The organism is Lacimicrobium alkaliphilum, from assembly GCF_001466725.1.
Lineage (GTDB): Bacteria > Pseudomonadota > Gammaproteobacteria > Enterobacterales > Alteromonadaceae > Lacimicrobium > Lacimicrobium alkaliphilum_B.
The window spans coordinates 2,785,473-2,799,246 of record NZ_CP013650.1; the positions used below are offsets into that span (position 1 = coordinate 2,785,473).

Annotated in this window: 13 protein-coding genes; all 13 read right to left on the bottom strand. The window is 52.0% G+C overall.

Annotated elements, in window-relative coordinates; all coding sequences use genetic code 11:
* Positions 1 to 148: 148 nt before the first annotated feature.
* Positions 149 to 595 carry a flagellar export protein FliJ gene (gene fliJ, locus AT746_RS12645; protein WP_062480840.1) on the bottom strand — a complete coding sequence of 149 codons (447 nt, stop codon included), beginning with the start codon at positions 593 to 595 and terminating at the stop codon, positions 149 to 151.
* Positions 585 to 1,922 (bottom strand): flagellar protein export ATPase FliI, encoded by a 1,338-nt coding sequence (gene fliI / locus AT746_RS12650; protein WP_062480842.1) that lies wholly within the window; start codon positions 1,920 to 1,922, stop codon positions 585 to 587. Before fliI ends, fliJ begins: the two co-directional genes overlap by 11 nt.
* Before the next feature lie 7 nt (positions 1,923 to 1,929).
* Positions 1,930 to 2,724 carry a flagellar assembly protein FliH gene (gene fliH, locus AT746_RS12655; RefSeq protein ID WP_062480844.1) on the bottom strand — a complete coding sequence of 265 codons (795 nt, stop codon included), beginning with the start codon at positions 2,722 to 2,724 and terminating at the stop codon, positions 1,930 to 1,932.
* Positions 2,725 to 2,771: 47 nt separating this feature from the next.
* On the bottom strand, positions 2,772 to 3,824 hold the full coding sequence (gene fliG / locus AT746_RS12660; RefSeq protein ID WP_420480294.1) for a flagellar motor switch protein FliG: 1,053 nt from the start codon (positions 3,822 to 3,824) through the stop codon (positions 2,772 to 2,774).
* A gap of 6 nt (positions 3,825 to 3,830) precedes the next feature.
* Positions 3,831 to 5,528, bottom strand: a complete 1,698-nt coding sequence (gene fliF, locus AT746_RS12665) for a flagellar basal-body MS-ring/collar protein FliF (RefSeq protein WP_062480846.1) — start codon at positions 5,526 to 5,528, stop codon at positions 3,831 to 3,833.
* A 78-nt stretch (positions 5,529 to 5,606) separates the two neighbouring features.
* Entirely contained in the window at positions 5,607 to 5,933 is a 327-nt protein-coding gene (gene fliE, locus AT746_RS12670) for a flagellar hook-basal body complex protein FliE (RefSeq protein WP_062480848.1), read from the bottom strand.
* A gap of 345 nt (positions 5,934 to 6,278) precedes the next feature.
* On the bottom strand, positions 6,279 to 7,295 hold the full coding sequence (locus tag AT746_RS12675; RefSeq protein WP_062484205.1) for an SDR family oxidoreductase: 1,017 nt from the start codon (positions 7,293 to 7,295) through the stop codon (positions 6,279 to 6,281).
* Between the two features lie 5 nt (positions 7,296 to 7,300).
* Positions 7,301 to 8,575 (bottom strand): Vi polysaccharide biosynthesis UDP-N-acetylglucosamine C-6 dehydrogenase TviB, encoded by a 1,275-nt coding sequence (gene tviB / locus AT746_RS12680; protein WP_062480850.1) that lies wholly within the window; start codon positions 8,573 to 8,575, stop codon positions 7,301 to 7,303.
* Between the two features lie 144 nt (positions 8,576 to 8,719).
* A complete protein-coding gene (locus tag AT746_RS12685) occupies positions 8,720 to 9,538 on the bottom strand; it encodes a VacJ family lipoprotein (protein WP_156413688.1) in 819 nt (272 codons plus the stop codon).
* A complete protein-coding gene (gene ccmI / locus AT746_RS12690; protein ID WP_062480852.1) occupies positions 9,535 to 10,755 on the bottom strand; it encodes a c-type cytochrome biogenesis protein CcmI in 1,221 nt (406 codons plus the stop codon). The genes AT746_RS12685 and ccmI overlap by 4 nt, the downstream gene beginning before the upstream one ends.
* On the bottom strand, positions 10,752 to 11,189 hold the full coding sequence (locus AT746_RS12695; protein WP_062480854.1) for a cytochrome c-type biogenesis protein: 438 nt from the start codon (positions 11,187 to 11,189) through the stop codon (positions 10,752 to 10,754). Before AT746_RS12695 ends, ccmI begins: the two co-directional genes overlap by 4 nt.
* Positions 11,186 to 11,785, bottom strand: coding sequence for a DsbE family thiol:disulfide interchange protein (locus AT746_RS12700; RefSeq protein WP_062480856.1), 600 nt, complete (start codon positions 11,783 to 11,785; stop codon positions 11,186 to 11,188). Before AT746_RS12700 ends, AT746_RS12695 begins: the two co-directional genes overlap by 4 nt.
* Entirely contained in the window at positions 11,782 to 13,767 is a 1,986-nt protein-coding gene (locus tag AT746_RS12705) for a heme lyase CcmF/NrfE family subunit (RefSeq protein WP_062480858.1), read from the bottom strand. Before AT746_RS12705 ends, AT746_RS12700 begins: the two co-directional genes overlap by 4 nt.
* Positions 13,768 to 13,774 lie beyond the last annotated feature (7 nt).

Here is a 13,774-nt window from a genome sequence, read left to right on the forward strand (position 1 = left end):
GGCGTCCTAAAAGGCTTTGGATCGCGCCTGGCTGCAAGCAAATCCCGGATTCCACCGCACCCGAAAAGGTGTTCTTATGAAACCTTATAGCGTGCTTAGTAAAGAGTGTTTTGCAAATAGTGTTCCACAGTCTTGAGATTGGCAGTGATTATAGATTGGAGGCTTTGCGGACAAAGCGCTGGGTGGCGATTTCATCAAGCATGGCCTGTTCCAGCCTGTCTTCACGCTGGGTTTGCTGAAGACGTTTTTTATCAATCAGCATTTCAACCGCTTTTCTTTTTTGTTGCTGTTTCAGCCACAGGGCTTTGCGCTGCTCGGCGGCAGCTCTGGCCTGAGCCAACACCCGGCTTTGCTGAATACAGGCACTGTCGAGTTTATCGATAAAGGCCTGGTGCTGGCCAAAGGACATGGCACCGAGGCCCTTGTTTGCACGGTGTTGCAACTGACGTAAATAATCCAGCCGATAGCTCTGCAGGCCGGTCAGCTTACGCTGATTCTCCTGTACATTTTTCTGCGCCAGATAGAAATCCTGAGCCAGCTTGTCTTCTTTGCGCTGTTCCCATTGTGCCACCTGCTCCAGTTGTTTAGTTGACATCACCTAACCCCTTCGCCAGTTGGCTCATATGCTCCAGACTTTCATCATAGGGCAACACTTCTTTCATGCCCTGTTGCAGAAATTTATTGATCACCGGTTCCGCCTTGATCGCCAGATCAATTCTGGGGTCGTTACCCTGGGTATAGGCCCCTATGCTGATCAGATCACGATTTTGCTGATAGGTAGAGTATACCTGGCGAATACGCCTTGCGGCCGCTTCATGCTCAGCACTCACCACCATTGGCATGACCCGGCTGATAGAGGCCTCAACATCCACCGCCGGATAATGGCCACTGTCTGCCAGTCGCCGCGACAATACAACGTGACCATCGAGAATGGCCCTGGCGGAATCGGCAACCGGATCCTGCAGATCGTCACCCTCGGTAAGCACGGTAAAAAACGCGGTGATGGCACCTTGGCTGCCACTGCCATTACCTGCACGTTCTACCAATGCCGGTAAGCGGGCAAATACCGAAGGCGGATAACCTTTGGTCGCCGGCGGCTCGCCCACAGCCAGAGCGATCTCCCGCTGTGCCATGGCATAACGGGTCAATGAGTCCACCAGCAGCAGCACGTTCATGCCCTGATCACGAAAATACTCGGCAATGGCAATGGCCGTTTCACAGCCTTTGAGGCGCATCAGTGGTGAAGTATCAGCGGGAGCGGCCACCACCACAGATTTCTGCCGCTCTTCTTCACCAAGAATATCCTGAATAAATTCTTTGACCTCGCGTCCCCGCTCGCCCACAAGACCCACCACCACCACATCGGCTGAGGTGCCCCGGGTCATCATACCCAGCAACACACTTTTACCCACACCGGAGCCGGCAAACAGCCCCATTCGCTGACCCACACCTACAGTGATCAGTGAATTAATGGCTCTGACACCCACATCCAGTGCCTGTTTGATAGGACGGCGCAATAAAGGATTGATAGGGGGACGAGAGAGCGGAATACGTTTTTCCGGCACAATGGCGCCCAGTCCGTCGAGGGGATTGCCATTACCATCCACCACCCGGCCGAGTAGCTCCATACCTACCGGGATACCCGGTTCGCGATCCAGCGGCTGTACCCTTGAACCCGGCACAATACCCCTGACGGCTTCTGTGGGCATCAGATAGGTGACGGATTCGGCAAAACCCACTACTTCGGCTTCGATTTCACCATCCACCGTTTGCACCAGACATTGGCTGCCGACGGGCATCTGGCATCCCACGGCTTCAAGTGTCAGTCCGATGCCGCGCACCAGCTTACCGGCGGCGACGGTCGGCGCCTGCGGCACCTGATGCTGATATTTGCGGATTCTGTCAAGCAACGATACAGCCATTTAGCCTTCAGTCCTGTTGTTTACTACCTGCAGACAGTCCCTGTTCCAATAAAAATTTGTCCAGCACCTGCCGGGCCCGCCGCTCAACAGACACGTCCACGGCATTGTTCTGAGTGACGATGTCGCAACCACCGCGGGTCATATCCGGCGTTTCTATCAACTGCCAATGATGAGACTCAATTTCCTGCTCTGAGAAATGCTCACGAATTAGCTGGATATCCTCTGGGTGCAAATGTATCTGATAACCCTTGTCCTGCACGGGTAAGACCTTCAGTCCTTCGCTCAGGGCCTGGAAAATAACCTTCTCGTTAGTCTGCACTTCGGTGCGGATCACGGCCCTTGCCAGTGAAACAGCCAGTTGCACCAGTTCCTTCTCCAGCTGGGCGTCCACCTGCTCTACCGGTTGAACCAGTTGCTCAATAAGTTGTTGCCAGGCAGAAACCCGTTCATCCACTTGTTCTTTACCGGCCGCCAGACCTTCGCTTTTACCTTGTTCTAACCCCTGTTCGGTACCTTCTGCCAGTCCCTGCTCCAGACCTTGCTGATGACCTTTGTCAAACCCTTCACTGCGGCCCTGTTCGAAACCTTCCTGCCAGGCATTGTGACGGATTTCCTCTATCTCCTTTGCCGTGGGCGGCAAGACTTCCTCTTCCACCTCCGGAGGCTCGTATTTCCAGCCACTGGTCCGATTCAGGGCATTGGTTTTATCCGGCTCAGTTTCGGTTTCATCTTCGACAAAAGGCAGTTCCCAGGAGCGGACCTGCTCAGTATCTTTGCGCGCTGAATCTTTGTTATAGGTCATCGGCGTATCTGTTCTCAACCAAACAAAAAGGCACTACCGGCAATGGCTTAGAGGAATTCATCACCACCGCCACCACCGAGCATAATCTCACCGGCATCGGCCAGACGACGGGCCACCGACAGAATTTCTTTTTGTGCCGCTTCCACTTCACTGATACGCACGGGTCCCATGGCTTCAAGGTCATCAAGCAGCATTTCTGCAGCCCGCTTGGACATGTTCTTGGTGATTTTTTCCTTAAGATTGTCATCGGCACCTTTGATGGCTTTAAGCAGGGCTTCCTGCTGCACTTCGCGCAGCAGGGTCTGAATCGCCCTGTCATCCACATCGGCAAGGTTGTCGAACACAAACATCAGATCCTGGATCTGCTGACTCATTTCCTCATCCTGCTCGCGAATGGCATCCATCAACTGCCCTTCAATATTGGTATCCAGGTAATTCATTATATCTGCTGCAGATTTCAGGCCGCCCATCTTGGCTGCCTGAGCACCGGCCTGACCGGCAAATTGTTTTTCCATAATTTCATTCAGTTCCTGTAAGGCTGCTGGCTGTACTTCTTCGAGGTTGGCGATGCGCATCATCAGATCCAGTCTGACCTTTTCCGGGAACTGAGCCATGATTTCCGCGGACTGTTCCGCTTCAAGATAAGACAGCACAATAGTCTGGATCTGCGGGTGTTCGTTGCGAATAATGCTGGCCACCTGCTTGGAATCCATCCACTTCAGTGAATCCAGGCCCTTGGCGCCCCCCCCCATCAGAATCTGATCGATAAGGTTAGCGGCCTTGTCTTCACCCAGAGCGGCAGTCAGTGCCTTCTTGACAAACTCCTGGCTCTGGAAACCAATGGTGCTGTAGTTCTGTATTTCTTCGATAAAGTGCTTATGTACCGCAGTGATTTTATTCTGCGTCATATCTTCGATGCTGGCCATGGACGAACCCAGCTTCTGAACCTGTTTGGGCTCCAGATGCTTGAGGATCTGCGCCGCATCTTCCTCGGACAGGCTGAGCAATAGCATGGCGGCTTTTTCTACGCCCTCCAGCTTACTGACGTCGTAACCCGCCGTATCCTGCTCTTGTTCCTGGATCATTTGTTTAGCGGCCATTATTTATCACTCATCCTGCATCAACCAGCCTTTAACCACTTGCGCTGACAGTTCAGGTTCATTAGCAACCAGCGCGCGCACGGCTTTAAGCACGTCTTCATCTTTATGTAAGTCAGGCAACATCAATGAGCCATCAGAATTAAAGCCCACCTGCCCTTCGTCAAACTCCTGAGACAACATACTGATGGTTTCATCGCCAAGATCAAGACCGGCATCGGCATCAAAACTGTCAGCCTCATGAGTATCTTCAGGATAAATCAGTCTCTTAAGCATGGGGCGTACTATGGCCAGGATCAAGGTCATGATCACCAGACCACCTACCAATAGTCGCAGAGCTCGCATAAACCAATCCTGCTCCCAAATTGGCGTTTCCACAAGCCCGACATCTTCCATACGCTTAAAGGGAATACTGACCACTTCCAGAGAGTCCCCCCTGGTCACATCAAATCCTATCCCGCCCTGCAACAGGCGACGAATATTCAGCAGTTCTTCCTGAGACCGGGGAACTGCGCTGAGTGTACCATCCTCTGCCGTTTGCTGAACGTGATCCACCGCTACCGACACACTCAGACGCCGGACTACACCCGCTTGCTGTTTAGTGTGACTGATGGTGGTGTCCAGTTCATAATTGCGGGTAGCCTCCTTATGGGAACGCCCCGGCAAAGAACGACCCTGGGCCCCACCAGTGGCATCTTCAGGGATATCAGATTCAAGCGGCGGCTGATTGGTCAGGGCACCGGGAATACCTGCAGAGATACCACCAACGGTATTGTCTTCCACCGTCATTTCACTGCGCACTGCCGGTAAATCGGGGTTGTAACGTTTCTGTGTCTGTTCCACGGAGGTAAAGTCCATGCTCACATCCACCTGGGCGGTATAATTTCCCAGCCCCAGTACCGGGATCAGAATCGAATCGATCTTGGACAGGGTTTCTGCTTCCCGGCGCTGTTCCAGCTCATAATTTTTGCGGCTACGGGCAGATTCTGCATCCTGAGAACCCGAATTCAGTAACCGGCCATTGCTGTCGGTCACTGTCACCCGGTTAGGCTCCATCCCCTGTACTGCGGAGGCGACGATGTCCACCAGTGCATCCACTTCCTGGCCCGATAGCACCGAACCGCGCGTTAAGGTCACCACAACAGTGGCGCTGGGCTTTTTCTCTACCCGGGCAAATACACTTTCCTTGGGCATCGCCAAAAGCACATTGGCGCGGCTGACGGCGCTGATGCTTTCAATAGTGCGGGCAATCTGTTGTTCCCGGGCATGTTTAAGCCGTTCTTTTTCCACCCGCTGACTGACACCAAAGCCCATGTCCTGCATGATAATATCGGTGCCGGCTGAAGGCTCCTGAGAGATACCCTGGCGTGCCATGCCCAGCTTGATATCCTGATATTGTGTTTCATTGACATAAATAACATTGCCGTCCAGGCGATATTCCACCTGGTTCAAATCCAGATAATCCAGCGTCTCGATCAGCTCTTCGGTAGGCATTTTTGCCAACGGTCTGAAGTCAGGTTCTTTGGCCCAGATTACGATAAACACGGCAATGGCAACGCAAATTACCAGCGCCACAATCAGGGTAATCTGACGCAGCAAATCCAGCCCGCCCAGACCATCGACAAAACCGGATTTCTGCTCCTGAGTATCATCATCCAGGTTGTTGTCACCGGATACCGCTAACTCAGTACTTGTTGCTTCAGCCACCTGTTATCTCCCCGATATGCCATCGCTGTAAAAGCGGTGCTGATAGTTGTACATTGATTTCTGGTACGACATGGACGCTTATACCGGCATATTCATAATAGTTTTATAAGCTTCCAGAACCTTGTTACGTACCTGCACGGTCGCCTCAAAAGCAATACCGGCTTTTTCCTTGGTGATCATCACATCAGCCATGCTCAGATTAGGATCGCCCATTTCAAAGGCCCGTTGGGCATCACGGGATTCCCAGCCCATACTATTGACGGTATCCAGGGCTTCCTTGAGCATATCTCCAAAATTCTGCGAGCTGGGGTTGGTTACCAGGGGCTGGCTCTGCCCGATACCACCATTGGCTTCACTGGCCAGTGCCTGTAATTGGCTGTAAAGAGAATCGGCTTTTATTTCCATGGGTTAGCTCCAAAGAGTACTGTTTTTTGACAGTCGAACACGCTTTGGAGTTAAGTTAGCAATACCAATGCCAGTTTTATAAGTTATTATAAAACATGAAGTTAGGCTAAATCGGTACTAGAGATGAGAAAGATGACGGGAAATTGACAACCAGCACAACGAACGCAGAAGCTCATTCTTCAATTCTCAGCGCCTTGGCGTCTCTGCGAGATCCCTGGCTTCTTTTTGTTTGATCTCGCAGAGACGCAGAGATCGCAACTGAGTACAGAGCTAATAAACCTCTGTGCACTGCGTGTAAATAACTTTCTTTCTTTTGGCTTAGATTGCTTTGGCTCACGTCAGGTATCAGACATTCAGCACATACCAGGGCATAGTAAGGCTGATTCCCTCGAAAATACGAAACTGTGGATCGTAACCAAGCAGTGACTGCCCTTTGCTGATATCGGCCTGTGAGTGGCGCACATCGCCGGGTCTGAAATCCCTATAAACCGGCTGCTTATCGTAACTTACACCTTGTTCAGCCAATGCTTCTTTGATGGCCTGGAACAGTTGATTAAGGGTGGTTCTGTCACCCAGGGCAACATTAAAAACTTCACTCTTATCCAGTGTCGTCATGGCTGCCAGCAGGTTCATCTGTACCACGTTGTCGATGTAGCAAAAATCCCGGCTGGTCTCACCATCGCCATTGATAAACACCTCTTCGCCATGATTCATGGCTGCAGTCCATTTCGGGATCACCGCTGCATAAGCACCATCGGGGTCCTGACGGCGCCCAAAGACGTTGAAATAACGCAGGCCGGTGCTTTTGAATTGATAAGCCCGGTCAAACACATCCGCATAAAGCTCATTCACATATTTGGTCACCGCATAAGGAGATAACGGCTTCCCTATGTTCTCTTCCACTTTCGGCAATGCGGGATGATCGCCATAAGTGGAACTCGAGGCGGCATAAACAAAAGCTTTAACCCCTTCATCTTTGGCGGCGCAGAGCATATTCAGAAAACCACTGATATTCACTTCGTTGGAGGTAACAGGATCATTCAGTGAACGGGGAACCGAGCCTAAAGCGGCCTGATGTAATACCCGATCCACACCTTTTACGGCACTGGCACAGGTTTCTTTATTGCGGATATCCCCTTCAATAAAACGAAATTTCTGCCAGCGTTTCTCCCCCACCAGCGCTTTGACCTCATCAAGGTTTCTCTGATGCCCGGTGGCAAAATTATCTAATCCCACTACCTGCTGATCGGCTTTGAGCAGGGCCTCAACCAGATTAGAGCCGATAAATCCCGCAGCGCCTGTTACCAGCCAGACCTGGGGTTGTTGCTTAAGTTGCTCTATTACCTGTTGATAACGCTCCATGGTCATTACAACCTCCTGTCAGTGAGTGATTTATCCAGTGCATACTTAAGGTCGTAAATAACCCGCTTCTGCTTACATAACCTGTCAAACGTGGCGCGGTCATACTGCCTGAATTCATTATGCGCCACGGCCAGCACCACCGCATCATAAGCCTGCTCTGCCGGTCGTTCGACCAGTTCCAGACCATACTCATGCATGGCTTCATCAGCACTGGCCCAGGGGTCGTAAATGTCCACGCGGGCCCCGTATTCACTGATTTCACTGACAATATCCACCACCCTGGTATTACGCAGGTCCGGGCAATTTTCTTTAAAGGTCAGTCCCAACAGCAATACCCTTGCCTGTTGCACCTGTATGCCCTTTTGGATCATGCTCTTGACCAGCTCAGACACCACATATTTGCCCATGCCGTCATTCAGACGACGGCCGGCCAGAATCATTTCAGGATGATAACCAATGGCCTGTGCCTTATGTGTCAGGTAGTAGGGATCCACACCGATACAATGACCACCCACCAGCCCCGGTCTGAAGGGCAGGAAATTCCACTTGGTGCCGGCCGCTTCGAGTACTTCAAGGGTGTCGATACCGAGCTGATTGAAAATAATGGCGAGCTCGTTAATCAGGGCAATGTTGACATCCCGCTGCGTATTTTCGATGACCTTCGCCGCTTCTGCCACTTTGATAGAGCTGGCTTTATGGGTACCGGCAATGATGATTTCACCGTACAGTGCATCCACCAGATCCGCGATCTCCGGCGTTGAACCTGAAGTGACTTTCTTTATGGTGGAGACCCGATGTTCTTTGTCACCGGGATTGATCCGCTCCGGGCTGTAACCGGCATAGAAATCCTGATTAAATTTAAGCCCGGACACCCGCTCAAGTACGGGTACACAATCTTCTTCTGTGGCACCGGGATATACGGTGCTCTCATAGATAACAATATCGCCCGGCTTTAATGCCTTGCCGATAGTCTCACTGGCCTTAATCAGAGGGGTCAGATCGGGTCGTTTAAAACTGTCAATCGGCGTGGGAACCGTCACGATAAAAACATTGGCTTGCGCTAAGTCCTGCAACTGATCAGTAAAACTCAGGCCTTTAGACTGCTGCAGTTCCTCAGTTGTCACCTCAAGGGTTGTATCCAGCCCTTTTTTCAACTCAGCGATACGCCTGGCATTAATATCAAATCCGATAACGCTGCGCTTTTTACCAAACTCAGCCGCCAGTGGCAGGCCTACGTACCCCAGCCCGATTACCGCAACCCTTAATTCTTTCAGCTCCATAATGCGTCCTGATTCCATCTGTTATTTTTAGTTATGACTGATTCCGCGCCGCTATCTAAGTTCCAGTGCCACTGAGACCCACAGATTCAGCTTATCCGGATAGTGTGAGGCATTTACCCGACAAGTCAATGCCACAAAAAAGTATCACAGGCTGTCCAGGTAAGCATCTATATCCTCTTCAAGCTCAGCTTCCTGTTCAGATTTTTCCACCTCACCATCCTTGATCCTGTATTCAAGGTTCTGCAGATAAATATTCCTGACCATGGCATAGGGGTCAACAGCATTATTGATCAGCTGTTCCTGTTGAATCAGTGATACCCGGGTTTCCAGCGCTTTGATAAATCGTCTGGCCAGACTCAGTTGCCAGGCCAGGTCATCCAGCGGGAAATAGGCTGAATCGACATACATACTCACTCCGCCTCTGACATCTCTGGGCCCCAATGCCGGTAGCATCAGATAAGGCCCGGCGCCAACACCCCAGACACCTAACACTTCCTCAAACTCTTCCTCTTCGCGGGTCAGGCCCATTTCACTGGCCACATCAATAGTTCCCAAAAGACCAATAGTGGAGTTAACCAGAAAACGTCCCATGCTGACCATGGAGTCACCAACTTTGCCCTGCAGCAGGTTATTCACAGTATTCACCGGCTCTTCCAGATTAACCGCCGCATTAAGCAGGCCAGTGCGGGCAAATCCCGGCATATAGTCTGCGTAGGCCACCGCCATCGGACGCAAAATATAGGGGTCGAGCACTTCCCAGTTAAAAGTCCACATCGCGCGGTTAAATCCCTCGAAGGGATCATTCACATCTTTGCTCTCAACAGGTCCGGATGCCTGGCTTTGCTGCAACCCTTCCGCGTCCTGCAGACTCTCTACCTCTGATGGCTGTCCCCGCTCTGGTGCAGAGGCACAGCCGCCCAACAAAACCAGTAGCAATGGCCATATAAAAACTGCTCTCATCATTTAATTTCCCTGTTTATAACGATACGTTGCTGCATGTTAGTCCCTGCCTCGATAGTAATGCTGGCCTCACCTTCCAGTTCACCAGCACGGACCGATACATCAGCATCTTCTGATATACGTGCGATCAACTGCGCCTGGTTCAGATCTGACAACCGATAATCCGTCAGCATGGCATCGGCATCTGTCAGCATCAGCGTCAACGGCATATCCTGCAACGGCTGCTTTTTTACCGCAGCGGGCATATTACCTTTGTCGGGATCACGGGCAAAGACAATCAGATAGCCCGTCTCCGGTAGTCTTGAGATAAGCTCCGGGGCCACACTGATCTCAAGTTGCAGCCTGGTGATATCAGCATCTTCACCACCCAGTGCTTCAATACGCTGTGCAACGGAGGCGTACATGGGATCGTCTTTTGGTAGCTGCTGCTGCAACTGGCGCCAACTATCCAGAGCAAGGTTATTCTGACCAAGCTGAGTAGCAGCAATTGCCAGCAAGCCGATGGCACTATGGTTGTTTTTATCTTTTTCAGTCAGGCTGCGAAGAATAGCCAATGCCCGTTGCAGATTGTCCTCGGTGGCGGTCATCACCAGTGCCTGGGCCAGGCTCATCCTGGCACTGTCCTTATCCGGATCGAGTCTTATGGACTTATCGTAAGCTTCAATGGCAGAGTCCAGCCGGTTAAGACTTGCATGCAAACGCCCCAGCAACAGCCACCCTTCCGGTGCATCAGGCTGATGCCAGAGCCGGGTTCTCAGGGCCAGCGCAAAGCGCTGCAGCTCTTCGGCTGTGACGCTGGGGTCGGCCTCTACTACCACCCTTTTGCCTAAGTCCGCCAGCTCCGCATTGGCTTGCTGCCAATGCTTCAGCTCGCCGATTTCATTGGCTTTCCAGTAACTGCCCCCGCCCACCGCCAACGCCAGCAACAGGCCCATAATCAGCACCGAAACAGAGAATGACCTGGCGGTGGGCTGCTCAGCGCCTTGCTCCTGCGCCAGGGCCAGTTTGAGTTCCTGTTCTGCTGATTTTAAATCCTGCTCATCAATCAGGCCTTCATGCACTTCCCGTTGCAGCTCTTCAAGGCGCTGCCGGGTAAGACGGATATTGAGCTTCTGGCTGTCCGCAGTCCCTCTGACCAGACGTTTCCCCAGCCATGGCCAGCATACCAGCAACAATGCCAGTAAGGTTAACGCACCTGCACCGCTCCAGAATAAGGTCACTTGTCCTCCTCCAGCCATTTGTCAGCTTTAGCCAGCATATCCGTATCGGCCTCTGCAGCCGGTCTGTTTCTTCGTCTTATCAGCATCACTACAACCAGCAACACGAACAGCAGCGGCCCCATCCACAGAAACAGGGTCAGTGGGTTTAATGGCGGCTGATAATAGACAAAATCACCGTAGCGCTGTTTCATGTAATCAATCACTTCGCGCTCTGTGTATCCCTGTTGCAACAGTTGATAGACTTTGCGCTTCATATCCTGGGATACCAGTGCATTGGAATCAGCAATATTCTGATTCTGACATTTAGGGCAACGCAGGTTTTCTGAGAGCTTCTGGAATAACTCGCGCTGGGCCGGGTAATCAAATACATAGACCTCATCGGCAGCGCGTACACCAAAACTCAGTATCAGTAACAACGACAAAAACCACCTCACAAGCCTGACTCCTGAACATTAAGCTCCTGATCACTGAGCTTGTGATAAAGAGGCAGAAATTTTTGCTGCCAGACCCGCTCGTTCACATCGCCAATATGGTGCAGCCGCACTCTGCCCTGGGCGTCAATCAGAAAGGTTTCCGGTGCACCGGTCACACCTAAGTCCAGTGACAGGCTGCGCTGCTGATCAAAAATATTAAATGCGTAAGGATTGCCTAACTGACTGAGTTTTTTGTCGATATCCCGGCGGATCTGCGCCAGTGACTTAGCCCCGAAATCCGGATCCAGATCCTGCTCATAATACAAACCAAGTATGCGCACGCCCTGCTGGCGCAACTCGGTTAAAAAGGGTAATTCGTAAGCGCAGGTGACACACCAGGTTCCCCACACATTCAGGAGGGTTACTTCGCCTTTAAACACCTGTGGCCCGTAGATAGTGCTTTCATCCATCACATCGGGCAGGGAAAATTCCGGCACGGGTCTGTCGAGAAGGCTGGATTGCCGTTCCCTGGGATCGGAAAACAACCCTTGCAGCAAAAACACACTAATCAGCAAAAACAGTAACAATGGCAGCAGAAACAGAGTCAGTTTTTTCATGCCTGCGCCTCCGACAAACTCTGTGCCGGTATTTGCTCTTTGCCAGGTGCCAGCTTTGCCATGCGGTAACGTTTATCGGATAACGACAGACATCCACCTATTGCCATCAACAGGGCTCCTGCCCAGATCCAGCGAATAAAGGGTTTCACATACACCCGTAACGCCCAGGCGCCGTTATTCAGCTGTTCACCCAGCGCCACATACAGATCACGGGTCAGGCCCACATCGATAGCGGCTTCGGTCATCACCGATCGCTGTACCGTGTAAAAGCGTTTTTCCGCTTCCAGATGATTCAGTTTTTTACCATTGGCATAAATATCCATGATCGCCACCTGTCCGGTGTAATTAGGCCCGCGTAAGGGCTCCACCCCCTGCAGCCGGAATGTATAACCGGCCAGCTCGATACTGTCTCCGGGTGACATGCGCACATCCCGCTCCTGACTGTAACTGGTCACCATAGCAATACCGATAATCATCACCGCAAAGCCAAGATGCCCCAGCACCATACCCCAGTGACTGGGTGTGAGTTTTTTAAGATCCGCTAAAAGTTCACCTTTATCGGCGATACGCTGACGTACTTCCTGCACTGTTGACACCATGATCCAGAAGCTCAGCAGCAGCCCCAGTGTCGCCATATAGGAAAAGCCATCGGTACCCAACCCTGCTAACAATGCCGAACTGATACTGATGACAAAGGCCTGTAACAAGTGGCTGCCAAGGGCCGATGCACTTTGTCGCTTCCAGCGACTCAACGGCCCCATGGCCAGCAAAAATACAAATGGCACCGTCAGATAGACAAACATCTGATCGAAAAATGGCGCGCCGACACTGATAGAGCCCAGCCCCAGCTCTTTATGCACCAGAGGCAACAAGGTACCCAGCAGCACCACTATGGTGGCGGCACTGAGCAGGATATTGTTGCCGATTAACATCATTTCTCTGGAAATCAGCTGATAGCGGCCAATGCTTCTGAGCTGCGGGGCCCGCAAGGCGTACAACAGCAGGGAGCCACCGATCACCAGCATCAGCAGTGCCAGTATAAACAGCCCGCGGGTCGGGTCTGAGGCAAAGGAATGCACCGACACCAGGATCCCCGAACGTACCAGAAAGGTGCCCAATAAACTCAGGCAGAAAGCCGAAATTGCCAGTAACACCGTCCAGGACTTAAAGACCTTACGTTTCTCGGTAACCGCCAGCGAGTGCAGCAAGGCAGTGCCCACCAGCCAGGGCATAAAGGAGGCATTTTCCACCGGATCCCAGAACCACCAGCCGCCCCAGCCCAGTTCTTTGTATGCCCACCAGCTTCCCAGGGCGATGCCCAGAGTCAGAAATATCCAGGCCGCCAGCGTCCAGGGGCGCGACCAGCGTGCCCAGGTAGAGTCCAGTCGCCCGGCAATCAGTGCCGCAATCGCAAAGGCAAAAACCACAGAGAAACCCACATAGCCCATATATAGCAGCGGCGGGTGGATAATCATGCCAAAATCCTGCAGCAGCGGATTAAGGTCTCTGCCATCCACAGGGAAAAAGGGCAACAGGCGCTCAAAGGGATTGGAGGCCAGCAGCATATAGAGGTAAAAGCCTACGCCCACCAGACCAAGAATACCCAGCACTCTGGCCAGAAACTCACGGGGGATACTTTGGCTGAACAGAGCCACGGCGACAGTCCATACAGAAAAAATCAGTACCCACAATAAAAACGAGCCCTCATGGCCACCCCATACGGCTGTCAACCGGTAGTACCAGGGCAGCAGCGTATTAGAATTATGGGCCACATAAGCGACGGTAAAATCATTCTCAAAAAAGGCCCAGCTCAGACAAAAATAAGCAAAGGCGGTAAATAAAAATACTCCTATGGCCAGCGGCCGGGCCGTTGCCATCAGAGTATCGCTGCCTCGCTGTGCGCCCCACAAGGGATAAACAGCCAGCAGAATAGCCATCAACAGGGCCAGTACCAGCGAAAAGTGTCCGAGTTCGGCTAACATCTGTGTA